The sequence below is a fragment of the [Collinsella] massiliensis genome (assembly GCF_002161605.1).
GTDB lineage: Bacteria > Actinomycetota > Coriobacteriia > Coriobacteriales > Coriobacteriaceae > Enorma.
In genome coordinates this window covers 1-23375 of the sequence record NZ_NFIE01000002.1, presented here as the reverse complement: position 1 = coordinate 23375, position 23375 = coordinate 1, and the positions used below count along the sequence as shown (strand labels likewise).

Here is a 23375-nt window from a genome sequence, read left to right as displayed (position 1 = left end):
GGACGAACGAAAAAGGGGTTGAAAGGAACACGTCCCCAACCAACCCATTGCGTAAGAAGATTGAAAGGGAAGAGATATGGTCGCAATCGATTTCAAGCCGCGCGGCGTGTGCTCCAAGAACATCCACGTCGAGCTCGACGATGCGGGCGAGGTCATCGAAGGCGTCGCGTTCACCGGCGGCTGCAACGGCAACCTCAAGGCCATCAGCAAGCTCGTCGCCGGCCATCCCGTCGCGGAGATCGCCGCGATCCTGCGCGGCAACACGTGCGGCCCGCGCTCCACGTCCTGCGCCGACCAGCTGTGCTGCGCGCTCGATGCGGCGCAAGAGCAGGCAAGGGCGCAGGCATGATCTTCGACCGGTCCCTCTCCCGTCGCTCGTTCGCGATCGGCAGCGCTGCCGCCGCGGGCGCGGGCATGGCGGCGATCGCGCTCACCTCGTGCTCGTCCAACGAGAACCACACCCAGACCGGCGAGCCGCAGGTGGTTACTGATAGCTCGCTCATCATCAACGTGCTCGACGGCGACTACGAATACACCGACGCGACCCTCACGCCGAGCGCGACCTGGACGCTTCCCCTGGGGACCCTGCTTTTCCACACGGGCAACGCGGCGTGGTCCGCGGCGATGCTCACACCGGAATCCGCGGCGCACATCAACACGCTCGGCGCACTCAGTCTCTCGAGCGGCAACCTCGTCACCGTCAAGGAGGACGCGACGCAGGGCTCGCCCTACACGTACTTCGACGTGCGCTGCTCGGACAGCGTGTACGCGTGGATCGAGATCAACTACACGGACCGCTCCTGGGCGCTCTTCGGCCAGCAGTTCGCCGACGGCTCGCTCGTGGGCGACCCGGTGAAGCTCGACGAGGGCGACGAGAACTGGGAGCCGCCCCGCATCACGGTGTGCGGCGACAGCGTGATCTGGCAGCGAATGCCGCTCTCGACGGGATCATCGGCGGGCGAGGATTCGCACTGCTACATCTGGAGCGTCGGCGCGGACGAGGGCATCGAGGTCTGGACCTCCCACGGCCGCTTTGCGACGACCCCGCGTGTTTCCGGCAACGTGCTCACCATCACCCCGCGCGTGCGCGAGGACGAGGGAACCTACTACGGCCTCACCGCGCTCGATCTGACCAGCAAGGACTACGACCAGGTGGACCAGCTCGTCATGCCGAGCCCCGTCGCGCCGCTCGATGCCGAGTACCTGGGCGACCGCTTCGCGTTCTCGGTCGAGGCGTCGTACGACGGTGCGGGCAGCCTCGGCAGCATGGGCTCGTTCCTGGGCGTCTCCGGCGGCCCCTACCTTTACGTTCGGCGCGAGCCGCTTTCGCAGATCTCGGGCAACGGCAGCACCTACCTCATCAAGACGCAGTCGTCGCACCTCATCGTCGATACGGACGCCCAGACCTACGGCGTGCTCTACTCGCCCGACCGCGCCACCGAGTACGGCGACTTTCCCGCCACGGAGGGGCAATCGAGCCAGTTCCTCACCTTCGGCACGGTGCGCGGAACCACGGGCATCCCGGAGAGCGTCACCGCTCGCGTGTTTCAGCTGTAGAGGCTAGCGCGCACGCAGCCGCTCGTTCGCGGCGGCGAGGATGCGCGCAGTCTCTTCCGCGGGAACGCGCCGGCGCGGCGCGGGCGGCGTGAACGGCTCTGCCAGCTGCTTCTCCATCCACGTCACGTCGAGCCACGAACCCAGCTTGAACCCGCAGGCGTGGTGCTCGCCGCATAGCATATAGCCATGTTTCGCGTGAAACTCTATCGAGGCGGCGTTGCTCGACGTGATGCACGCCTCGCTCATGACCACGCCCTGCGCCCGCATGAGCTCCTCGAGCACGCGGAGCAGCTCCGAGCCCAGCCCGTGCCCCTGATGGCCGGGCGCGAGGTAGATCGAGATCTCGGACGCCCAGTCGTAGGCCGGGCGCTCCCTGAACTCCCCGTTGTAGGCGAAGCCGACGACAGCCCCGTCAACACCGTCTGTGACCACGAGAAACGTCGCGCATGCGAGCTTGTGCGCGATGCGCGCGGCGTATTCCTCGACCGTGGGCGGCTCGAGCTCGAAGCTCACCGTGGTCTCGGTGACGTACGGGGCATAGACCGCGAGCGCGCCCGCGGCGTCGGCGGGCGTGGCGGTGCGGATATAATATGGCATGGCTTCCTCCGGAAAGAATGCGGCCGACATGGAAATAATAGGCGCAGAATCTGCCGGCGAACGGCCAAAGTCCGCCAGCGAGCGTCGTGCTTGCACCTCGCAGCGCGGTATACGCTACAATGTGATGGTTCGGTGAAAAGTGATAAGGAGGCCTGATATGGCTTCGGACGCAAGAAGGATTCTGCTCGTCGAAGATGAGAAGGCTATTCGCGATGCCGTCGCAGCGTATCTCGAGCGCGAAGGCTATTGGGTCGTCGGCGTCGGTGACGGTCAGTCCGCGGTCGAGGAGTTCGAGAAGCATCAGTTCGATCTCATCGTGCTCGACCTCATGCTTCCCAAGCTCTCGGGCGAGCGCGTGTGCCGCGCGATCCGCGACACCTCCGACGTGCCGATCATCATGCTCACCGCGAAGGGCGAGGTCGAGGACCGCATCATCGGCCTCGAGCTCGGCGCGGACGATTACCTCATCAAGCCGTTCAGCCCGCGCGAGCTCGTCGCGCGCGTGAGGGCGCTGTTCCGCCGCACGCATCTCACTGACGAGCCGCAGGTCGAGGTGCTCGACTTCGGCGACCTGGTCATCGACATCTCGGGTCACAAGATTCTCGTCGAGGGCAAGGAAGTCGACCTCACCGCTTCCGAGTTCAAGCTCCTTACCACGCTCGCCCGTCACCCGGGCCGCGTGTACAACCGCATGGAGCTCGTCGAGAAGGTGCTCGGCTATGACTTCGAGGGCTACGAGCGCACCATCGACAGCCACGTGAAGAATCTCCGCGCCAAGCTCGGCGACGACCCCAAGCACCCGAAGTGGCTCTTCACCGTCCATGGCGTGGGGTACCGCTTCGAGGCGCCCGCGAAGCCGGCGGAGGATGGCACCCAGGACGCGAAGTAGCGCGCTGCCATGTTGCCCGCACGCATCGAGACCGGGACAAAGCACAAGCAGACCGAGGAGCCGAGCTCCCGGGCGCAGTGGAACACGCCGCGCTCGGACACGCATCCGGGTATGAGCTATGCCACGCGCATGGCCGCCTCGTTCGCGCTCGCCTCGATCATGACGGTGCTCGTGCTCGTGGGCGTGGTCGCCGTGGTGTGGAGCGGCGCCTTCACCGATTACACGCGCACGAACATGACCGACATCGCCGAGGCCACGGCCTCGCGCCTCGCCTCGATGTACGAGACGAGCGGCAAGTGGAGCATCGCCACGCTCTCCGAGATCGCGGACTCGAGCATCGTCTCGGACGATATCGGCCTGCAGGTCATCGATGCGAGCGGCACCATCGTGTACGACGATTCGTGGCCGGCGGCGCCCGCGGTGGGCACGGCGGGCAGCGACGCACATGAGACCCATGGCCTCACCTCGAGCGCTCCGACCGATGCCTCGGCATCGGTGACGCGCGACATCGTCCTCGCCAACGGGACCGTGGTGGGCAAGGTGCGCCTCTGGGTCTTCGGATCCGATGCCCTGCTGGGCAAGGCCGACACCGCCTTCCGCGACCGCACCTTCAACGCCATGTTCATCGCCTCGATCGCGGCGGTCACCATCGCGGTCATCATCGGCATCTTCGTGTCGCGCATGCTCACGAACCCCTTGCGCCGCATCACCGGCACGGCGAAGCAGATCCGCGACGGGGACCTTTCCGCACGCACCGGCCTGCGCGGCGACGACGAGATCGACCGGCTCGGCGAGACCTTCGACGAGATGGCGACCTCGCTCGAGAAGGACCTGATGCACGAGCGGCGCATCACCTCGGACGTGGCGCACGAGCTGCGCACGCCCCTCATGGCGATGCTCGCGACGGTCGAGGCCATGCAGGACGGGGTCCTGCCCTGCGACGACGAGCACCTCGAGACGGTCGCCTCCGAGACGCGCCGCCTCGCGCGCCTCGTGCAGCAGATGCTCGACCTCTCGCGCATGGAGAACCGCACGACGCCGCTCAACCTGGAGCCGGTGGACATCGTGCCGTTCGTGCGGCGCATCGTGGACGGCCAGCAGCAGCTGTTCATCAAGCGCGACCTCAGGCTCCGGTTCTCGGACGACACCCAGGGACGTGCCGCGGTCATCGATGTCGACGCGGACATGATCACCCAGGCCGTCGTGAACCTCATGAGCAACGCGATGCGCTACACGCCCGAGGGCGGCTGGGTCGTCGTCTCCGTGCGCGCCGACCGCCGCACCGTGCAGATCATCGTCTCCGACACGGGCATCGGCATCGCCAAGGAGGACCTGTCGCGCATCTTCGGGCGCTTCTGGCGCGCCGATGCGAGCCGCGCCCGCGAGGCCGGCGGCCTGGGCGTGGGGCTCTCCGTGACCAAGCAGATCGTCGAGCGCCACCACGGCTACATCTCGGTCGAATCCGAACTTGGAAAAGGCACGACATTTACGATTCATCTGCCGCGCGAGCACATGACGGAGCCCGCTTCATCTACAATGGAACACTAGGATATAGCGGCTGGCGCCGTGATAAAAAGCAGACAGGCTGGTTTTTATCACGGTGTCAGCCGTGCCCGGTGTACATGCAAGAGGAGTTGATTCCACGTGGCAAACATGGAGCGTCGTCCGGATTCCCATGGCAAGGTGCGCGATATCTACCAGGCGGGCGAGAACCTGCTCATGGTGGCGACGGACCGCATCTCGGCTTTCGACTACATCCTGCCGGATGAGATTCCCTTCAAGGGCGAGGTGCTCAACCGCATCTCGGCGTTCTGGTTCGACAAGTTCGCCGACCTGGTCCCCAACCACCTCGTGTCCATTGATGTGGACGATTTCCCGGCGGAGTTCGCCGAGTACCGCGACTACCTGGCCGGCCGCGCCATGCTCGTGCGCCGTGCGGAGACCATCCCGGTCGAGTGTATCGTGCGCGGGTACCTCACTGGCAGCGGCAAGAAGACCTATGACGAGGACGGCACCGTGTGCGGCATCTCCCTGCCCGCCGGCCTCACCGAGGCGTCCAAGCTGCCCGAGCCCATCTTCACCCCGTCCACGAAGGCTGCGATCGGCGACCACGACGAGAACATCTCGTTCGACCGCTGCGTGGAGATCGTCGGCGCGGACATCGCCGAGCAGATCCGCGACTACTCGCTCAAGATCTACAGCGCGGCCGCGGAGTACGCCGCCACGCGCGGGATCATCATCGCCGACACCAAGTTCGAGTTCGGCATCATCGACGGCAAGGTGACGCTCATCGACGAGTGCCTCACGCCGGATTCGAGCCGCTTCTGGCTCGCGGCGAGCTACGAGGAGGGTGCCGTCCAACCGAGCTACGACAAGCAGTACGTGCGCGATTGGCTCCGTGCCAACTGGGATATGACCGGCGAGCCGCCGCACCTGCCTGCCGAGGTCATCGAGGGCACGTCCGCGCGCTACCGCGAGGCGTACCAGATCATCACCGGTACCGAATTCGCAAGCATGAAGGGAAACGAGTAAGTGACTATCCGGAGCGCAACCAACAAGCGCACCCAGGAACGTGATTTCGCGGGTGCTACGAGGAAGTCCGCCGCATCCGCCAAGCCCGCCCGCGCCGCCGCGGGTTCCGTGCGCGTCGTCTCCGCGAGCGCGAAGACCCGCCGCAAGGAGTACGAGCAGGGCGAATCGCTCGAGGGGCTTTCGAAGGCCGAGAAGAAGGCACGCAAACAGGAGCTGCGTGCCAAGGAGGACCGCATGTACTCCGCGGCCAACATCCTCATGCGGCAGGATGAGGAATATCGTTCGAAGCGCCGCCTCTTCTGGGTGATCGAGGGCGTGGGCATCGCGGTCATCATCATCGTGTGGCTCATGCTCACCGGCGTCTTCAACTCGTTCGTCCCCGCCGGGACCATCGCCGTGGGCCAGCTCGTGGGCCTCGGCATCGCGTACGCGTTCGTCATCGGCGGCTTCGTCTACGGCCTCGTGAAGATCCGCCCCCTGCGCAACTTCTACAAGGCGCAGGTGGCCGGCATGACCGACCGCAAGGTGATCGAGGTGCTCGAGGAGGAGGCCGAGCGCGAGGCGGCGAAAAAGGGCAAGGGCGCCAAGGAGAAGGAGCCTGCAGCCGCCGAGGAGCCCGAGCAGGCGCAGCCCGCGAAGAAGAAGGGTCCGAAGAAGAACCATCGCTCGCGCCACTAGCCGAGCTATGAGGGGGGGCGCACCATGCCGAGCCCGGCGGTGCGCCCCCATGCTGTGTAGCGGCGGCGCGCGCACATCTGCCCCTGAATATGTGGCGTCGTCCCGCCCGTGTTCGCTGTAAGGAGCCAAGATGATCAAAGTCGCCCTCACCGTGGAGGACGCCCGCGCGGGCATGATGGCCATCGCGCCGAAGATTGAGCGCTATGCGCAGCTCATCGTGCGCAAGGGGGTGAACGTCGAGCCCGACCAGGAGGTCGTGGTCATGGCTCCCGTGGAATGCGCCAAGTTCGCGCGCGTGCTCGTCCGGAGCGCGTACGAGGCCGGCGCGGGCCACGTGACGGTCATCTGGAGCGACGACGAGGTGTCGCGCCTCACGTACGAGCACGTCGAGACGGCGTATTTCGAGCAGACGCCGGAATGGCAGCGCGTGCAGCTCGACGGCCTCGCCGCGGCGGGCGCATGCTTCATCTTCATCGAGGGGTCCGACCCCGAAGCGCTCAAGGACATCGATCCCGCCAAGCCCGCGACCGCGGCAAAGGCCAAGAACAGCCAGTGCGTCGCGTTTCGCCGCGGCCTCGACTTCAACGTCAACCCGTGGTGCATCGCCGGCGCGCCGGTCGCAGCCTGGGCGCGCAAGGTGTTTCCCGATATCCCCGACGAGGTGGCGGTGTACCGCCTGTGGTGCGCCATCCTCGCCGCCGCCCGCGCCGATGGCGAGGACCCCGAGAGCGCGTGGGAGCTCCACGACGCGACCTTCGAGAAGAACCTGCGCTTCCTGAACGACCGGCACTTCGATGCCCTGCGCTACACCTCCGAGAACGGCACGAACCTCACCGTGGGTCTCATCGACCGCCATATCTGGGCGGGCGGCAGGAGCGAGACGCCCGAGGGTCACCCATTCTTCCCCAACATCCCCACCGAGGAGGTGTTCACCTCGCCCGACCGCCTGCGCGCCGACGGCATCGTGTACGCGGCGCTCCCGCTCATCCATCACGGGAGCAAGGTGGAGGATTTCTGGCTGCGCTTCGAGGAGGGTCGCGTGGTGGACTTCGGTGCGCGCACGGGCGTCGAGACGCTCAAGAGCATCCTCGACACCGACGAGGGCGCCCGACGCCTCGGCGAGGTGGCGCTCATCTCCAAGAACACGCCCATCCGCGAGAGCGAGACGCTCTTCTACGACACGCTCTACGACGAGAACGCGAGCTGCCACCTGGCGCTCGGCACCGGGTTCCCGGAGTGCTACGACGGCGGCTACGAGATGGATATGGACGAGCTCTGCGCCCGCGGCGTGAACGCATCGACGGTGCACGTCGACTTCATGATCGGCTCCGACGACCTCACGATCACCGGCATCCAGGCCGACGGCATCGAGCTCCCGGTGTTCGTGAACGGCCAGTGGAGCTGGGAATGATAAAATGGTGTCAGTCACCTTTTTATCAATCGCGAGGTAACGGAGCTGAGCATGTCCAGGCAACGGCGCATGGTTTCGGAATCGGGCTTCTATCACGTCGTGCTGCGTGGCAACGCGAAGCAGCTCATCTTCGAGGATGACGCCGACCGCGAACGGTTCCGCACGATCATGGCCGAGTCCGCCGAGGCGGCGGGCATCGGCCTCGTGGCATGGTGCCTCATGAGCAACCACGTGCACCTGGTGCTCGACGATCCCAGGCAGCAGCTCAGCCGTGCCATGCAGCGCATGAGCGGCACGTACGCGCGCGCCTTCAACCTGCGCCATGGCCGCGCGGGCAACCTCTTCGAGCAGCGGTTCGGGAGCTTCGCCATCGAGGACGACGCCTACCTCATGCAGGTGGTGCGCTACGTGCTGAAGAACCCGTCAGCCGCCGGGTTGGGCTCGTGGCAGGAGTATCCGTGGAGCAGCTACCAGGACGTGCTGCGCGGCGAGGGTTGCACGGACGTCGCGCGGGTGCTCGAGCTGTTCGACGGACGGGAGGGGCTCGACCGCTTCTGCGCGGAGGAGACGCCGTGCTTCGACGGGCGCATCGAGGGCACACCCGTGCCCGACGACCTCGCGCTGACCGTCGCCCGCGCGGCGCTGGCACAGGCGGGGGCTCCGGATGTCGCTAAGGTGAAAGCGCTCCCGCTGGCGCGCCGCGCCGAGGCGCTCAAGGCGCTTCGCGATGTGGGGATCACCGTGAAGCAGATGGCGCGCCTGACGGGTATCAGCGCCCCGAGCATCTACCGATCCCTGCGCTCCGCCTGATAAAATGGTGTCAGACACCTTTTTATCACCTAGGAGTCTGTGTACATCGCAGTGATATTCGCCCGGATATGCAAAAAGGCCGGGCATACCGCCCGACCTCGCGCATCGATGGTGGGCCGTTAGGGGTTCGAACCCTAGACCTTGGGATTAAAAGTCCCCTGCTCTGCCAGCTGAGCTAACGGCCCGCGCGAGCATTGTACCACGGGTTGCAGCCTCGTTCGACCCCGTGCGCCGCGCGAACCATCCCGTCACCGATGAATCCGCGCGCCTATCGCCTCGATGCGTCCCGCATCTTGTGCTTGTCGTATGATGCTTACCAAGACTGCGCTTCGGCGCCGCCCCGCCACGATCGCACGGGGAAGGACAGGGCTTTGCTCGAAAGGAAGGCTTCATATGGCAGACGTATACGCGCTCCTCGACGAATGGCTTGCCAACGTCAAGGATGACGAGCTCAAGGCCGAGCTCGTCGCGCTGAAGGAATCGGGGGACGAGGACGCCATCACGGACGCCTTCTTCCAGGACCTCGAGTTCGGCACGGCCGGACTGCGCGGCACGCTCGGCGCCGGCACGAACCGCATGAACATCTACACCGTCGGCCGCGCCACGCAGGGCTTCTCGGATTACCTGGTCGCGACCTACGAGCACCCCACGGTCGCCATCGCCCGCGACAGCCGCAACAACGGCGAGCTGTTCGTGAAGACCGCTGCCTCCATCTTCGCGGCGAACGGCGTGAAGGCGCTCGTGTACCCGAAGATCTCGCCGGTACCCACGCTGTCGTGGGCGGTCCGCGACCTCAAGTGCTCCGGCGGCGTGTGCGTCACCGCGTCGCACAACCCCGCGCAGTACAACGGCTACAAGGCCTACGGCCCCGACGGCTGCCAGATCGCATCCGAGGTCGCCGACGCCATCTCCGCCGCCATCGCGCGCGTGGACATGTGGGGCGGCATCAAGACCATGGACTTCGACGAGGCCATGGCCGCGGGCATGATCGAGTGGATTGACGACGACTGCCTCGACCGCTACTACGACGCCGTGCTCTCGAAGTCCGTCTGCAACCTCACGCCGGAGGAGGTCGCCAAGGCCCCGCTCAAGCTCGTGTACACCCCGCTCAACGGCACCGGCCTCATCCCCGTCACGACCGTGCTGAACCGCGCGGGCATCACGGACATCACCATCGTGCCCGAGCAGCGCGACCCCAACGGCGATTTCCCCACCTGCCCGTATCCGAACCCCGAGATCCGCGAGGCCATGCAGAAGGGCATCGACCTGTGCCGCGAGGTGCAGCCCGACCTTCTGCTCGCGACCGACCCGGATGCCGACCGCGTGGGCGTGGCCTGCGCCGACGGCGACGATTACACGCTCATCACGGGTAACGAGATGGGCGTGCTCCTGCTCGACTACATCTGCCGCATGCGCGCCGAGCGCGGCGAGGACCTCTCCCGCAAGGTCGCCGTCACCACCATCGTGTCCTCCGCGATGGCTGACGCGCTCGCCGAGGACTACGGCTTCGAGCTGCGCCGCTGCCTCACGGGCTTCAAGTACATCGGCGACATCATCACCTCGCTCGCCGACGCCGGCGAGGCCGACCGCTTCATCTTCGGCTTCGAGGAGAGCTACGGCTACCTCTCGGGCGACCACGTGCGCGACAAGGACGCCGTGAACGCGTCGCTGCTCATCTGCCAGATGGCGCAGGATTACCGCCTCAAGGGCAAGAACCTCGTCGAGGCGATGCGCGACCTGTACGAGAAGTACGGCTACTACCACAACAAGACCGTGTCGCTCAGCTACCCCGGCGCCGAGGGTGCGAGCAAGATGGCGGGCATCATGGCGGGGCTGCGCGCCGAGCCGCCCGCGCAGATGGCCGGTCTCGCCGTCGAGCAGGTCGTCGATTACGCGGAGGGCGTGAACGGCCTGCCCAAGGCGAACGTCCTCGAGTTCGACCTCGAGGGCGGTAACAAGGCCATCGTCCGCCCGAGCGGCACCGAGCCCAAGATCAAGATCTACATCTTCGCGAAGGGCGATGACGCCGCTTCCGCCGACGCGCTCATCGAGAGGATCGAGGCCGACGGCCGCGAGCTGCTGTCGTAGGGGCGCGCGGGCACACGGCCGCCGTGCGATTCGCGGCGCCCGGTTCGTTCCAGAATATGCAAAGTCGGGAGATAAGCGCCTCAAACGGGGCGCTTATCTCCTTGTTTTGCATAGTTTGGGAGATACGGGCGGCGAGGTTCGAGGATGCGCCGCCGCTCCGCTACCGCAGGAACACGAACCAGACGAAGAGCGCGACGGCGACGATGAGGATGAGCGCCACGGCAAGCAGCGTGCGGCGGCGCGACCGTTCCTGGCGAGCGGTGAAGATGGTCTTCTTCGACGTCGGGGTCTGCAGGTAGCGATCGTAGTGCAGGTGCTGCGACGGATCTCCAGGCTGGCTGCGCCGGGGATGCGCGGGACCGTTCTGGGGAAGGTACTGCGGATCGGATGTGGCGGTGCCCATGTGCCGCCGCCCGCCCCCGCTCGGCGTGCGCGTCGTGCCTGCAGCGTTTTGCCGCGGAGGCATGGAGAGGCTCTCGTCGGTGATGGGTGCCTGCGAAAGGTGCGGTACGGTGCGGCGATACGGGATCCTCGACGCGCCAGCGTTCACATGCGGCGCCGACGTTGTTTCGCTTCGCTTGGAGGTCACGTCATCCATAAGCCCTCGATTGCATATCGCCGTTAGATACATGATAAATCCTGAGCACCCGTCCCATCGCGCGCGCCGCCGCCCGAGGCGACCGTTCACGCTTCATGCATAAAAGCATCATATCGTACCTGGGGTTACATTTTGAAAGAGTACCCGCATGTGATGGATGGTTAAATCTAAGTGTAAGAGACTTAGATTTGATGATAATGTGACGCTTAAAAAATCTAATCAATCATGTTTAGAAGCGCGCCCAGCGGGCATAACAACAACGTCAAAAGAAGTCCCGGACACAGCGTCCGGGCAACCCACGAAGGAGTGGTTGATTATGGCTAGCTTGGTTCCGTATCGTTCGATGTTCGGCATTCGTCCCTTCAACACCTCGCTCTTCGATGCGTTCGACGACATGATGGACATGGCGTCCGGCGCTTCGTCGGCGGCGTTCCCCATGGACGTCGAGGACACCGGTGAGGGCTACGAGGTCAAGGCGTACCTCGCGGGCGTGAGCAAGGACGACATCGACGTCGAGCTCAACGAGGGTCGTCTCTCCATCTCGGTGAAGGTCGAGGAGAAGGACGAGGACAAGAACAAGAACTACCTGCAGAAGGAGTTCGCGGCGTTCAGCGCGACGCGCGGCATCTACCTCAAGGACGCCTCGAACGAGGGGCTTTCCGCCCGCTTCGCCGATGGCGTGCTGACGGTCACCGTCCCGAAGATCGTCGAGAAGAAGAACGTTACCAAGGTCTCGATCGACTAACACGCGCCCGCGCGCACAAACCTTGGCAGGGAGGCCCCTTCGGGGGCCTCCTTTTTGATAAAAACCAGACAGGCTGGATTTTATCATCCGAGAATCGGGAAAATGATAAAAACCAGCCTGTCTGGTTTTTATCACTAGAGGATGGTGAGGGGGCGATCTTGGCCGGCGGCGCGGATGTGGAGGGGCCGCGCCCCGCCCGCGCGTTCGAGCGTCGCTGCCGAGCCGATCTCGTTGTCGAGCGTGGCGCCGAGCGCCTCGGCGAGCGTCCGGACGGCGAGGCTCGGGCGGTTGTTCTCCTGCGAGATGTGCATGGCGATGAGCTGCTCGGTGCGTGCGGTGACGAGCGTCCGCACTGCCTCCGCCGCCTGGGCGTTCGAGAGGTGCCCCTCATCCGAGAGGATGCGCTCCTGCAGGAAGCGCGGGTAGCCGCCGTGACGGAGCATCGTCACGTCGTGGTTGCATTCGAGTGCCAGGATGCGCGCGTCGGCAAGGAGCCTCAGCGCGGGCGGGGTGAGCACGCCCGTGTCGGTCGCGAAGGCGATGGCGTCGCCGCCCGCGGTGAAGCGCATCCCCATGGGGTTCACCACGTCGTGCGAGGTGGGGAAGGTTTCCACGAGCACGTCGCCGATCTGCACGTCCTCCCCGGGCTCGACCTCGTGGAAGGGCAGCTCCTCGAAGCCGCGCCGCGCGGCGGGGGTGCCCGCGCTCGCGTAGAGCTCGCCCGCGAACCGCTTGCACCACACGGCGATGCCGCGGGTGTGGTCGCCATGCTCGTGGGTGAGCACGAGCGCGCGCACGCGGGACTCGTCGAGCCCGAGCGCATGCATGCGCGCGAGCGTCTCGCGGCGCGAGAACCCGTTGTCGATCATGATGAGCCCCTCGGGCGACTCCACGAGCGAGCAGTTCCCCTTCGAACCGCTGCCGAGAATGTGCAGGTGCAGGGCGTTCGTCATGGGCGACCTTCCGTGAGAGAATGAAATCCTGGGACGCTCCCGGAGGCGCGCGCATCGCGCGGCGCCCGCACGGGTACAAGCCCGGTGCGCTTTGGGAACGACAAGCGATATTGTACGAGACATGCGGCGAAGATGGTTCGGAGGGAACATGCCAACAGTTGCGCAGCGGTTCGCGCGGCATCACGCCGGTGGGGGCAGCCGCTCCCGGCAGCAGGCGGGGCCCGTGGTGCTCATGGTTTCCGGCGGTGCGGACTCCACCGCGCTGCTCGTGATGGCGTGCACGTCGCAGCTCGACCTGGATGACGGCCGGGGCGCGGCGCGCATCGCCCGCGAGCGGCTGCACGTGCTCCATGTGAACCACCACCTGCGCGGCGCGGCCTCCGATGCGGACGAGGCGTTCGTGCGGGAGCTCTGCGCGCGCTACGGCGTGCCGCTCTGCGTGGAGCACGCGTCGTTCACCGATCTGGGCGGGCAGAACCTCGAGGCCGCCGCCCGCGAGGTGCGCTATGCCGCCGCCCGCCGCTACGTGCGGGAGCTCTGCGCGGAGGCGGGCTGCTCGCGTGCGTCGGCGCGCATCGTGACGGCGCACACGGCGAGCGACCGGGCGGAGACGTTCATCATGAACGCCATCAAGGGCGCGGGCGCGGCGGGGCTCTCGAGCATCCCGCGCCGTCGCAACATCATCGTGCGCCCCCTCATCGACAGCACCCACGGGGAGCTCTGCCGCTTCCTCGAGGTCAAAGGGATCGCCTGGCGCGAGGATGAGAGCAACCAAGATACCTCCTACCTGCGGAACTTTGTGCGCCACCGCGTGATTCCCCTCATGCGCGAGCGCAACGCGAACGTCGTGCGCAACGTCGGCGCGGCCTGCGACATCCTGGGCGACGAGGACGCGCTCCTCTCGAAGCTCGCCGCGCAGGCACTTCGCGCCTGCACGCGCCGCCAGCAGGACGGGCTCATCGTGCTCGACGGTGCGCGACTCGCCTCGGCGGAGGTCGCGATAGCGCGGCGTATGGTGCGGCTCGCCGTGCGCCAGCTCGACGAGGGCGCCCGGCTGGAGCTGCGCCATGTGGAGGCGGTGCTCGCGCTCGTCGCGGCGGGGGCGGGCTCGACGACGCTGCCCGACGGCATCGACGTGCGCATGGAGTTCGGTGCCTGCGCCCTGCGCACGGCGGCGGCGCGCGAGGAGCTCGCGGCCGGCTGGCTCACCGTTCCCGGCCGCATGGTGCTTGCCGCCTCGCGCGTCCTCGAGGCGTCCGCCCTGCGCGTCCCGGCGGGGACGGATGCCGTGGCGCTCGCCCGCGACGCGGCGCGCGATGCCGCGGCGGACGAGGCGGTCGCGTTCGTGGACGCTGCCGCGCTCGGGTACGCCGAGCGGGACCTCGTGGCGCTGAAGGAAGCGGGCGACGGCTCGGCCACCCTGGCGCGCGGGGCGCGGCTCTGGGTCGATTCGCCCGCGCCCGGCGACCTCATGTGTCCGCTCGGCATGCACGGGCGGTCGAAGAAGCTCTCGGACATCCTGGGCGAGGAGCAGGTTCCCGTGGCGGAGCGCCAGCTCGTGCCGGTGCTGCGCACGGCCCCCGGCGGCTCCGTTGTGTGGGTTGGCGGAATTCGCCTCGACGACCGCTTCAAATGCACGGCGCTCAGCCGCGTGTTGATACAATTAACTATTCGCCCCCTCGATTCCGCGGTCGATGTCCGCTCGGTGGGGTAAGCTGCGTACAGAGACGGCGAGCAGGAGGGTTGCCATGGAGGAGAAGAGCGAGCTTTCGACGATGCATCCGGATGTCGAGACCATCCTTTTCAGCGAGGAGGACATCGCGCAGATCGTGCAGCGCCTGGGTGCGGAGATCACCCGGGACTACCAGGGCAAGGACCTGGTGCTCATCGCCGTCCTGCGCGGCGCCGTCGTCTTCATGGGCGACCTCATGCGCGCCATCGACCTGCCGCTCGCCATCGACTTCATGGCGGTCTCGAGCTACGGGAGCAACGCGAAGAGCTCGGGCATCGTCCGCATCGTGAAGGACCTCGATATGGACATCAAGGGGCGCGACGTGCTCATCGTCGAGGACATCCTCGACTCGGGCCTCACGCTCAAGTACCTCATGAAGAACCTGAGCAGCCGCAAGCCCGCCTCGCTCGAGGTCGCGGCGTTCCTGTGGAAGGACGTCGAGGGCAAGCAGGCGGCCATCGACCCGAAGTACGTGGGCGCGCATTGCCCGGACGAGTTCGTCGTGGGCTACGGTCTCGACTTCGCCGAGCGCTACCGCAACCTCTCCTATGTGGGCATTCTTAAACCGGAGGTTTACTCGTAACATGGCAGATCATACCGAAGAGCGCACGACCCCCGAGGTGAACCCCGGCGGTCGCGACGAGCATGCCGAAAACCGCGCGCCCGCTCCGCCGGACGCCGGCGACGCGGCCGCCCGCGAGGACGGCGGCGCCGATGCCGGCACCCGCGACGACAGCGCTACCGGCGGCGAGCCCGGGGGCGGCCGCCCGGGCAGCTCCCCGGAGCCGTTCGCGCAGCAGCCGCAGGGGGGCTCCCGCCAGGAGGGCGGACCCTCGTCGGGTCGTCCGCGCCGCGGCCCCTCGCGCGCCTCGTGGCTCTACATCCTCGTCGCCTGCGCGCTCATCGCGTACCTCGTCTTCAGCATGAACGGCGGCGCAGGCCGCCCGTCCGATTCCACGGAACTCGCGACGAGCGAGTTCGTGTCGGCGGTCGAAGACGGCCGCGTCGATTCGGTGACCTACACCATCGTGACCGGCGAGCTCGAGGGAACCTATTGGAAGGACGCCGCCGACGTGGGCAACCCCAAGGCGGCCGAGCCCTTCACCTCGACCTATATCGGCTCCGATGCGCTCGCCGAGCTCATGGCGGCGCACCCGGACACGAAATACGTCGTGGACACGAGCGATCCCAACGCGCTCATGGACCTGCTCTTGGGGCTCGCCCCCACGGTCCTGCTCGTGCTCATCATGGTCTACTTCATGCGCCAGATGATGGGTGCGAACAACAAGGCCATGCAGTTCGGCAAGACGAACGCCAAGATGAACGAGGCGACGCGCCCCAAGGTGAAGTTCTCTGACGTCGCCGGTATCGACGAGGCGGTCGAGGAGCTCCAAGAGGTGCGCGACTTCCTCTCCGACCCGGAGCGCTACCGCAAGCTCGGCGCGAAGATCCCGCGCGGCGTGCTGCTCGTGGGCCCTCCCGGCACGGGCAAGACGCTGCTGGCCAAGGCGGTCGCCGGCGAGGCGGGCGTGCCGTTCTTCTCCATCTCCGGCTCCGACTTCGTGGAGATGTTCGTGGGCGTGGGCGCGAGCCGCGTGCGCGACCTGTTCACGAAGGCGAAGGAGCAGGCCCCGTCCATCATCTTCATCGACGAGATCGACGCGGTCGGCCGCCAGCGCGGTGCCGGCCTGGGCGGCGGGCACGACGAGCGCGAGCAGACGCTCAACCAGCTGCTCGTGGAGATGGACGGCTTCGAGGAGAACGAGAGCGTCATCCTCATCGCCGCGACGAACCGCCCCGACATCCTCGACCCGGCGCTTTTGCGCCCCGGCCGCTTCGACCGCCAGATCACGGTCGACCGCCCCGACGTGAAGGGTCGCGAGCAGATCCTGCGCGTGCACGCCGCGAACAAGCCGCTCGACCCGGATGTGAAGTTCGATAAGCTCGCGCAGCTCACCGTCGGCTTCACCGGTGCGGACCTCGCGAACCTCATGAACGAGGCCGCCCTGCTCGCCGCGCGCCGGCACCGCGCGCGCATCGGCATGGACGAGGTCGAGGAATCCATGGAGCGCGTCATCGCCGGCCCGGAGCGCAAGACGCGCATCATGACCGAGACGGAGCGCCGCACCATCGCCGTGCACGAGAGCGGCCACGCCCTCGTGGGGCACGTGCTGGAGCACGCCGACCCGGTGCACAAGATCACGATCATCCCGCGCGGCCAGGCGCTTGGCTACACCATGCAGCTGCCCACGGAGGACCATTTCCTCAAGACGCGCAACGAGATGCTCGACGAGCTCGCGGTGTTTCTGGGCGGCCGCGTGGCCGAGGAGCTGCTGTGCGACGACGTGACGAGCGGCGCGTCGAACGACCTCGAGCGCGCGACCAAGATGGCGCGCGAGATGGTCACGCGCCTGGGCATGAGCGAGGAGCTGGGTACGCAGGTGTTCGGCGAGGCGCAGCACCAGGTGTTCCTGGGCCGCGACTACGCCGACCACCAGGATTACTCCGAGGAGACGGCGCGGCGGATCGATGCCGAGGTGCAGCGCATCATGCGCGAGGCGCACGAGCGCGCCAAGCGCATCCTCACGGAGCGCCGCGCGCAGCTCGAGCTCATGGCAGACGTGCTCCTCGAGCGCGAGACGGTCGAGGGGGAGGCGGTCGAGGCGCTGCTCGACGGCACCTGGGACGCCTACCTCGAGCGCGAGGCCGCGGGCGAGGTGAAGGGCGGCTCCAGCTCGACGAGCTCCGCCGCGCGCCGCAAGCCGCGCCAGAGCGACGAGGAGATCGCCGCCGAGGCCGCGCGCTTCGCCGAGGAGGCCATGGCGTCCGAGGGGACTCCGGGCGAGGGCGGCAGCGAGGCCGCGCCGCGCGAGGAGCGGGCGATCGAGGAGTAGCCGCGCCCGCGGCCGGCACGCGTCGGCAACGCGGCGGCCCAGCGCCTGTCCGAGACAACGAACCACGCAACGAGGCGGGGCGGGGTGCACACCAGATGCACCTCGCCCCGCTTTGCTGCCGTCTGGCGTTCCTGCGCGCGCACTGGTCGAAAACACGGTTAGCGCTTCCCGTGCCGGGGGTACGCTCATCTACAGCGTATGTGTTCGGTGCGCCGCGCGCCCCGGAGCTGGCCCCATGCTTGCCCGCGCGCGCCGCGCTCCCCAGACAAGGAGGCTGCTATGGGTGCGCCTAAGACAAGTGATGTGAGGAACGTGGTTCTCGTAGGCCAAGGCGGGGTGGGCAAGACCTCGCTCGCGGAGGCCATGCTCCACCTTTCCGGCAAGACCGCCCGCCTGGGTGGTCATGCGGGCACGAAGCCCACACTCGACTATGACGCCGAGGAGGTCAAGCGCGAGTTCTCCATCTCGACCTCCATCGCGCCCATCGATTGGAAGGGCGTGCGCATCAACGTGCTCGACGCGCCCTGCTACCCCGATTTCATCGGCGATGCCTACGCGGCGATGAGCGTGTGCGAGACCGCGCTCTTCGTGGTCGACGCCGCGGAAGGCCCCCAGCCCACGACCGTGAAGCTCTGGTACGCCGCCGAGGACCTGCGCCTCGCCCGCGCCGTGTTCATCAACCGCATCGATAAGGAGAACGCGGACTACGATACCTGCATGAAGGCGCTGCGCGACCGCTTCGGCGCGCGCCTGGGCGCCGTCACGCTGCCGTGGGGCACGGGCGACGACTTCGAGGGCGTCATCGACATCGTGCGCATGAAGGCTCGCCATTGCGAGGGCACCACGCAGACCGAGTTCGACATCCCCGACGAGTACATCGACGCCGCCGAGGAGGCGCGCGAGCAGCTGTGCGAGGCCGTGGCCGAGGCCGACGACGAGCTCATGATGAAGTACCTCGAGGGCGAGGCGCTCTCGCAGGAAGAGGTCGAGGGGCTGCTGTCCAAGGCCATCGCGAAGCGCCTGTTCGTCCCCGTGTTCGTGGGTTCGTGCACGCATGAGCTGGGTGTCCACTCCGTGATGGACGACATCGCCACATACTTCCCGAAGCCGACGGACTACGGCGAGATGCCGCTCGTGGACGGCGATACGCTCAAGATCTCGTCCGAGGACGACCGCCCCGTGGCCTTCGTCTTCAAGACCCTGAACGACCCGCAGCAGGGCCGCATCAGCTTCCTCAAGGTGCTCACCGGCACGCTCACGCCCGGCATCGAGCTCGTGAACGCCCGCACGCGCAAGGGCGAGCGCATCGCGCACCTCTACGTGATGTGCGGTAAGGAGATGACCGAGGTGGGCAAGGCCGAGGCCGGCGACATCATCGTCACCACGAAGATCGCCGCCGACACGGGCGACACGCTCTCGGTGACCGGCAAGGTCGAGGCCGCGGCGTTCCAGTTCCCGAACAGCCAGTACCGCATCGCCATCGAGGCCGAGAACCGCTCCGACGAGGACAAGCTCTTCACGTTCATCGACCGCGCCTGCGAGGCCGATCCCACCATGCGCATCGAGCGCAACGAGGAGACCGGCCAGACCATCATCTCCGCCGTGGGCGAGGCGCAGGTGAGCGTGCTGCTCAACCGCCTCGAGGAGCGCACGAAGGTCGTCGCGCACATCGTGCCCATCAAGATCCCGTATCGCGAGACCATCCGTCGCGTGGCGAGCGCGCAGGGACGCCATAAGAAGCAGACCGGCGGCGCCGGCCAGTTCGGCGACTGCTACCTGCGCGTGGAACCGCTGCTCGACGGCACGGACTACGAGTTTGTCGACGAGGTCGTGGGCGGCCGCATCCCGCGCGCGCTCATCCCCGCCGTGGACAAGGGAGTGCAGGAGACCATGAAGGAAGGCGTCATCGCCGGCTACCCGCTCACGGGCATCCGCGTCGCCTGCTACGACGGCTCCTACCACCCGGTCGACTCCAACGAGATGGCCTTCCGCGCCGCCGCGCGCATCGCGCTCAAGAAGGCGTGCACCGAGGCCGACCCCGTGGTGCTCGAGCCCATGGAGAACATCACCGTCACCATCCCGGAGAGCTACGCCGGCGCCGTGATGGGCGACGTCTCCGGCTCGCGCGGCCGCGTGACCGGCATGGATACGGACGAGCGCGGCAACACCGTGGTCACGGCCACCGTGCCGCTCGCCGAGCTCACCGACTACGCAACGCGCCTGCGCTCCATCACGCGCGGCACGGGCGACTTCCAGATGGAGCCCGCCGGCTACGAGCAGGTGCCCTACGACGTGCAGAAGCACCTCGTGGAGTTCTACGAGGAGTCCCGCGCCCAGGGCCGCTAGGTGAGTCATTGGGGACGGGTTCATTTGACTCACGCGGGAGGTGTTCTCGTCCCCATGTAAAATAACCCCTGGGGTAATTTTACATCCGCTGAAAAGCGCCGCAGGAAGCGACTCGCCTGCGGCGCTTTGCTATGCCGAACGGGCGCAACGGCCCGCCCGCCCGCGCCCGCGCATCGTTTCATGCATGTTTCGGCCAAAGTATTCTTGCCCGTGCAAGCCTTCCCGGCATATCCTTATCCACGTGCGCGGAACTTTCTCGCATTAAGTTGCAAGGGGGAGGGGAATGGGTCCCCTCCGGTTGCGCGTACGGAAGGGGTTATACAACACATCAGGGAAGGAACCATCATGAGGAAGACCACCCCCACCGCACTGTCATCTACGCAGCCCGCGTGCTCGCGCAGCAAGTTCTTGAAGCTCTCGGGGCTCTCAGCGGTAGGGATGGGGAGCATGATGTTCCTCGCCGGGTGTGGCCCCGCCGCCCAGGAGACGGACGATGCCGCGGGCAGCTCCGACGCGACCGCCGCCGCCGTGTCCTTCGGTGAGGACGGCGTGCTGCGCGTGGGCATGGAAGCCGCGTACGCGCCGTACAACTGGCAGGTCTCCGAGGAGTCCGAATACACCATCCCCATCGAGAACGTCTCGGGCGCCTATGCGGACGGCTACGACGTGCAGGTCGCCAAGCGCATCGCTGAGGAGTTCGACCTCGATCCCGTCGCGGTGAAGCTCGACTTCGCCGGCCTCATCGACGCGCTCAACAACGGCCAGATCGACATCATCTGCGCCGGCATGTCCGTCGACCCGGAGCGCGCCGCATCCGCCGACTTCTCCAACTCCTACATCGATGACGACATCGTGCTCATCACCACCGACGGCTCCGCCTACGCCAATGCTACGACGTTCGCCGACCTCGCGGGCGCGACCGTCCTGGGGCAGGCGGCCACCATGTACGACGACGTCATCGATCAGATCCCGGACGTCACGCACATGACGCCCGCCGAGACCGTCCCGCTCGTGGTCGAGAACCTCTCGAACGGCGCCTGCGACATCATCACGTACTCGATGCTCTCCGTGCCCAAGCTCATCGAGCAGTATCCCACCTTCGTCGAGATTCCCATGGAGGAGAAGTTCGAGGGTTCCGTCATGCCCGACAACGCCGCCATCGTGAAGGGTTCCGATACCGAGATCATGGACCGCATCAACGCGGTCATCGACGGTATCGACCAGGATGAGCGCCAGGAGATGTGGAACGCCTGCATGGATCGCCAGCCCGCGTAAGGCGCCGGCGCCGCAGAACCACGGGAATCAAGGAGCATCATGGATTCACATGAGTCTTCGCCTCAAGGCGGCCGTTCGCGCATCGGCCGCCTTCGGGCGTTTCTAACGAACGACCACAGGTACGTGCTGCTCGGCACGAGCGTCGTCGCGTTCGCGGGGATGCTGCTCTCGAGCCAGCCGCGCCCGGCGCTGAGCTTCCTCGCGCGGGCGTACACCCTCGAGGTCGTGATGTACTACCTGCTCGTTGCATGGCTTGTGCTCAGCGCGGTGGCGCTCGTGTTCAAGCTCACGCATTGGCGCACGTATGCGGAGCGTGCGCCCTTCGTGCGACCCGCCGTGCGCCGCGCGCTGCGCTACGCGTCGTACGTCGTGTGGCTCATCGTCGCCGTGCTCGCGGTCGACCGCCTCGTCATGGGGCTCGCCTCGGCCTGGGCGGTGGCCACCACCGCGTCCTCCCGCCCGGTGGACAACGCGCTCGAGAGCGCGCTCTACATGCTCTACCAGGGGCGGCAGACGTTCATCACCGGCATCACCACCACGATCGTGCTCGCGGTGTTCGGCACCATCCTGGCGTTTTTCCTCGCGCTGCTGCTGGCGTTCTGCCGCATCCAGGTGCCCGACCGCTCCGACAACGACTTCGTGCGGTTCTGGAAGGTCGTGGGGGCGGACTTCGCCCGCGTCTACAGCACGATCGTGCGCGGCACCCCCATGATGGTTCAGGCGGGCATCATCTTCTTCGGTGGCGTCGCCATCCTGCGCGGCGCGGGGCTCACGACGGCCAGCATCAACGTGGTGTGGTCGCCGTTCATCGCGGGCTTCGTGACCATCACGTTCAACTCCACCGCCTACATGATGGAGGTTCTGCGCGGCGGCATCGAATCGGTCGACCCGGGGCAGACGGAGGCGGCGCGCTCGCTCGGCCTCTCGCAGTGGCAGGCCATGCGCACGGTGGTGTTCCCGCAGGGCATCAAGTACGCCATCCCCGGCCTGTCGAACGAGCTCGTCGTGAACATCAAGGACTCCTCGGTGCTCTCGGTGATCGGCACGTTCGACCTCATGTTCGCCACGGACTCGATCGCCGGCATCTACTACCAGCAGTTGCAGGCGAACATGATCGCCGCGGTGGCGTACCTCGCGCTTACGATGATCGCGACGAAGCTGCTCGGGATGTTCTCGAAGCGCCTGAGCGCGCAGACGGGGCCGGTCGTGGTGATGTCGGATTCGACGGTGCAGGCGGAGATGCTCAAGCCGCAGCACGACCGAGGGGATGTGTAGTGCATGGATACGCAGGCTAAACCGATGGTGCGCATCGAGGGGCTGCGCAAGTCGTTCGGCTCGCTCGAAGTGCTGCGCGACATCAATCTCAACGTCATGCCCGGTCAGGTGGTGACGATCATCGGGCCGTCGGGCTCGGGCAAATCGACGCTCCTTCGCTGCATCAACCTGCTCGAGAGCCCGGACGCGGGGCATGTGTGGTTCCACGGGGCGAACCTCGCCGCGGACCACGTGAACGTGAACGCCCTGCGCGAGAAGATCGGCATGGTGTTCCAGGGGTTCAACCTCTTCAATAACAAGAACGTGCTCGACAACTGCACGCTCGCGCCCGTCCTGCTCAAGAAGATGACGCGCGACGAGGCGGAGCACGTAGCCATGGAGCACCTGGAATCGGTGGGGATGGCGGCTTTCGCGCACGCCGCGGTGAACACGCTCTCCGGCGGGCAGAAGCAGCGCGTGGCCATCGCGCGGGCGCTCTGCATGAACCCCGACCTCATGCTCTTCGACGAGCCCACGAGCGCGCTCGACCCCGAGATCGTGGGCGAGGTGCTCGAGGTCATGCGGCGGCTCGCGGCGGGCGGCATGACCATGGTGGTCGTGACGCATGAGATGTCGTTCGCGAAGAGCGTCTCCGACGAGGTGCTGTTCATGGATCGCGGCGTCATCGCCGAGCGCGGCACGCCCGAGCAGATCTTCACCGCCCCCAAGCAGGAGCGCACGCGCACCTTCCTCGCGCGCTACCTGGAGGATTAGCACCGGAATGGGTTGGTTGGGGACGTGTTCCTTCCAACCCATTTCCCGTTTTGCGCGAAACGAGCGGTTTATAGGCACCCTCGGAAGTAGCAAGGGGTCATGCGTTGAAGAAAGCGACGCTCCTATTGTTTGTCAACCCTGATCCGCGGGAATTGGAAACCCGTCCTCGACCCAGGCGCGGTACCGCTCGCGCATCGACGGGCTCCCGCCCCTCCCGAGCTCGATTAGCGAGATGAGCCCCC

At 66.7% G+C, this 23375-nt stretch carries 20 protein-coding genes and 1 tRNA gene; 17 read left to right on the top strand and 4 right to left on the bottom strand.

Annotated features, from left to right (window positions below):
- The first annotated feature begins 76 nt into the window (after positions 1 to 76).
- On the top strand, positions 77 to 349 hold the full coding sequence (locus tag B5G02_RS01000; RefSeq protein WP_094334829.1) for a TIGR03905 family TSCPD domain-containing protein: 273 nt from the start codon (positions 77 to 79) through the stop codon (positions 347 to 349).
- Positions 346 to 1557 (top strand): hypothetical protein, encoded by a 1212-nt coding sequence (locus B5G02_RS00995; RefSeq protein ID WP_094334828.1) that lies wholly within the window; start codon positions 346 to 348, stop codon positions 1555 to 1557. The genes B5G02_RS01000 and B5G02_RS00995 overlap by 4 nt, the downstream gene beginning before the upstream one ends.
- Before the next feature lie 3 nt (positions 1558 to 1560).
- Here B5G02_RS00995 and B5G02_RS00990 read toward each other — a convergent pair whose 3' ends face one another.
- Complete coding sequence (locus B5G02_RS00990; protein ID WP_094334827.1) at positions 1561 to 2154, bottom strand: GNAT family N-acetyltransferase; 594 nt, start codon at positions 2152 to 2154, stop codon at positions 1561 to 1563.
- A gap of 157 nt (positions 2155 to 2311) precedes the next feature.
- Between B5G02_RS00990 and B5G02_RS00985 the strand changes: the two genes are divergently transcribed.
- The 6 genes from B5G02_RS00985 to B5G02_RS00960 all read left to right on the top strand — a co-directional run bounded on the left by B5G02_RS00985 (position 2312) and on the right by B5G02_RS00960 (position 8474).
- Entirely contained in the window at positions 2312 to 3043 is a 732-nt protein-coding gene (locus tag B5G02_RS00985; protein ID WP_019240098.1) for a response regulator transcription factor, read from the top strand.
- Positions 3044 to 3052: 9 nt separating this feature from the next.
- Positions 3053 to 4591 carry a sensor histidine kinase gene (locus B5G02_RS00980; protein ID WP_094334826.1) on the top strand — a complete coding sequence of 513 codons (1539 nt, stop codon included), beginning with the start codon at positions 3053 to 3055 and terminating at the stop codon, positions 4589 to 4591.
- Between the two features lie 105 nt (positions 4592 to 4696).
- On the top strand, positions 4697 to 5575 hold the full coding sequence (locus tag B5G02_RS00975) for a phosphoribosylaminoimidazolesuccinocarboxamide synthase (protein ID WP_094334825.1): 879 nt from the start codon (positions 4697 to 4699) through the stop codon (positions 5573 to 5575).
- Positions 5576 to 6253, top strand: coding sequence for a hypothetical protein (locus tag B5G02_RS00970; protein WP_206383723.1), 678 nt, complete (start codon positions 5576 to 5578; stop codon positions 6251 to 6253).
- A gap of 130 nt (positions 6254 to 6383) precedes the next feature.
- Positions 6384 to 7664, top strand: coding sequence for an aminopeptidase (locus B5G02_RS00965; protein WP_094334824.1), 1281 nt, complete (start codon positions 6384 to 6386; stop codon positions 7662 to 7664).
- Positions 7665 to 7715: 51 nt separating this feature from the next.
- Positions 7716 to 8474, top strand: a complete 759-nt coding sequence (locus B5G02_RS00960; protein WP_241146110.1) for a transposase — start codon at positions 7716 to 7718, stop codon at positions 8472 to 8474.
- Between the two features lie 109 nt (positions 8475 to 8583).
- Here B5G02_RS00960 and B5G02_RS00955 read toward each other — a convergent pair.
- Positions 8584 to 8659: transfer RNA gene (locus tag B5G02_RS00955), tRNA-Lys, on the bottom strand.
- Positions 8660 to 8867: 208 nt separating this feature from the next.
- Between B5G02_RS00955 and B5G02_RS00950 the strand changes: the two genes are divergently transcribed.
- The gene (locus tag B5G02_RS00950; RefSeq protein ID WP_094334822.1) at positions 8868 to 10562 is read left to right on the top strand and encodes a phospho-sugar mutase; all 1695 of its coding nucleotides are present in this window, start codon (positions 8868 to 8870) and stop codon (positions 10560 to 10562) included.
- A gap of 160 nt (positions 10563 to 10722) precedes the next feature.
- Here the strand turns inward: B5G02_RS00950 and B5G02_RS00945 are convergent, their stop codons facing one another.
- Positions 10723 to 11160: a hypothetical protein gene (locus B5G02_RS00945; protein ID WP_094334821.1), complete on the bottom strand. Its 438-nt coding sequence runs from the start codon at positions 11158 to 11160 to the stop codon at positions 10723 to 10725.
- A 316-nt stretch (positions 11161 to 11476) separates the two neighbouring features.
- Here B5G02_RS00945 and B5G02_RS00940 point away from each other — a divergent pair, with 316 nt between their 5' ends.
- Positions 11477 to 11905: an Hsp20/alpha crystallin family protein gene (locus B5G02_RS00940; protein WP_019240090.1), complete on the top strand. Its 429-nt coding sequence runs from the start codon at positions 11477 to 11479 to the stop codon at positions 11903 to 11905.
- A gap of 134 nt (positions 11906 to 12039) precedes the next feature.
- On the opposite strand, the gene B5G02_RS00935 is transcribed toward B5G02_RS00940, so the two are convergent.
- On the bottom strand, positions 12040 to 12858 hold the full coding sequence (locus B5G02_RS00935) for an MBL fold metallo-hydrolase (RefSeq protein WP_094334820.1): 819 nt from the start codon (positions 12856 to 12858) through the stop codon (positions 12040 to 12042).
- A 148-nt stretch (positions 12859 to 13006) separates the two neighbouring features.
- Here B5G02_RS00935 and tilS point away from each other — a divergent pair, with 148 nt between their 5' ends.
- From tilS to B5G02_RS00895, 7 genes are all read left to right on the top strand, one after another.
- Complete coding sequence (gene tilS / locus B5G02_RS00930; RefSeq protein WP_241146109.1) at positions 13007 to 14572, top strand: tRNA lysidine(34) synthetase TilS; 1566 nt, start codon at positions 13007 to 13009, stop codon at positions 14570 to 14572.
- A 34-nt stretch (positions 14573 to 14606) separates the two neighbouring features.
- Positions 14607 to 15173 carry a hypoxanthine phosphoribosyltransferase gene (gene hpt, locus B5G02_RS00925; protein WP_094334818.1) on the top strand — a complete coding sequence of 189 codons (567 nt, stop codon included), beginning with the start codon at positions 14607 to 14609 and terminating at the stop codon, positions 15171 to 15173.
- A 1-nt stretch (position 15174) separates the two neighbouring features.
- Positions 15175 to 17484 carry an ATP-dependent zinc metalloprotease FtsH gene (gene ftsH / locus B5G02_RS00920; RefSeq protein ID WP_275080500.1) on the top strand — a complete coding sequence of 770 codons (2310 nt, stop codon included), beginning with the start codon at positions 15175 to 15177 and terminating at the stop codon, positions 17482 to 17484.
- Between the two features lie 279 nt (positions 17485 to 17763).
- A complete protein-coding gene (locus B5G02_RS00915; RefSeq protein ID WP_094334817.1) occupies positions 17764 to 19830 on the top strand; it encodes an elongation factor G in 2067 nt (688 codons plus the stop codon).
- A gap of 345 nt (positions 19831 to 20175) precedes the next feature.
- Positions 20176 to 21105 (top strand): transporter substrate-binding domain-containing protein, encoded by a 930-nt coding sequence (locus tag B5G02_RS00905; protein ID WP_241146108.1) that lies wholly within the window; start codon positions 20176 to 20178, stop codon positions 21103 to 21105.
- A 123-nt stretch (positions 21106 to 21228) separates the two neighbouring features.
- Positions 21229 to 22380 (top strand): amino acid ABC transporter permease, encoded by a 1152-nt coding sequence (locus B5G02_RS00900; protein ID WP_019240082.1) that lies wholly within the window; start codon positions 21229 to 21231, stop codon positions 22378 to 22380.
- Positions 22381 to 22404: 24 nt separating this feature from the next.
- Positions 22405 to 23133, top strand: a complete 729-nt coding sequence (locus B5G02_RS00895; RefSeq protein WP_019240081.1) for an amino acid ABC transporter ATP-binding protein — start codon at positions 22405 to 22407, stop codon at positions 23131 to 23133.
- Positions 23134 to 23375: the final 242 nt, after the last annotated feature.

Bases quoted from the DNA above. Each gene is read 5' to 3' on its own strand.
- B5G02_RS01000 (WP_094334829.1), top strand. From the start codon at position 77: ATGGTCGCAATCGATTTCAAGCCGCGCGGCGTGTGCTCCAAGAACATC.
- B5G02_RS00995 (WP_094334828.1), top strand. From the start codon at position 346: ATGATCTTCGACCGGTCCCTCTCCCGTCGCTCGTTCGCGATCGGCAGC.
- B5G02_RS00990 (WP_094334827.1), bottom strand. From the start codon at position 2,154: ATGCCATATTATATCCGCACCGCCACGCCCGCCGACGCCGCGGGCGCG.
- B5G02_RS00985 (WP_019240098.1), top strand. From the start codon at position 2,312: ATGGCTTCGGACGCAAGAAGGATTCTGCTCGTCGAAGATGAGAAGGCT.
- B5G02_RS00980 (WP_094334826.1), top strand. From the start codon at position 3,053: ATGTTGCCCGCACGCATCGAGACCGGGACAAAGCACAAGCAGACCGAG.
- B5G02_RS00975 (WP_094334825.1), top strand. From the start codon at position 4,697: ATGGAGCGTCGTCCGGATTCCCATGGCAAGGTGCGCGATATCTACCAG.
- B5G02_RS00965 (WP_094334824.1), top strand. From the start codon at position 6,384: ATGATCAAAGTCGCCCTCACCGTGGAGGACGCCCGCGCGGGCATGATG.
- B5G02_RS00960 (WP_241146110.1), top strand. From the start codon at position 7,716: ATGTCCAGGCAACGGCGCATGGTTTCGGAATCGGGCTTCTATCACGTC.
- B5G02_RS00950 (WP_094334822.1), top strand. From the start codon at position 8,868: ATGGCAGACGTATACGCGCTCCTCGACGAATGGCTTGCCAACGTCAAG.
- B5G02_RS00945 (WP_094334821.1), bottom strand. From the start codon at position 11,160: ATGGATGACGTGACCTCCAAGCGAAGCGAAACAACGTCGGCGCCGCAT.
- B5G02_RS00940 (WP_019240090.1), top strand. From the start codon at position 11,477: ATGGCTAGCTTGGTTCCGTATCGTTCGATGTTCGGCATTCGTCCCTTC.
- B5G02_RS00935 (WP_094334820.1), bottom strand. From the start codon at position 12,858: ATGACGAACGCCCTGCACCTGCACATTCTCGGCAGCGGTTCGAAGGGG.
- tilS (WP_241146109.1), top strand. From the start codon at position 13,007: ATGCCAACAGTTGCGCAGCGGTTCGCGCGGCATCACGCCGGTGGGGGC.
- hpt (WP_094334818.1), top strand. From the start codon at position 14,607: ATGGAGGAGAAGAGCGAGCTTTCGACGATGCATCCGGATGTCGAGACC.
- ftsH (WP_275080500.1), top strand. From the start codon at position 15,175: ATGGCAGATCATACCGAAGAGCGCACGACCCCCGAGGTGAACCCCGGC.
- B5G02_RS00915 (WP_094334817.1), top strand. From the start codon at position 17,764: ATGGGTGCGCCTAAGACAAGTGATGTGAGGAACGTGGTTCTCGTAGGC.
- B5G02_RS00905 (WP_241146108.1), top strand. From the start codon at position 20,176: ATGAGGAAGACCACCCCCACCGCACTGTCATCTACGCAGCCCGCGTGC.
- B5G02_RS00895 (WP_019240081.1), top strand. From the start codon at position 22,405: ATGGTGCGCATCGAGGGGCTGCGCAAGTCGTTCGGCTCGCTCGAAGTG.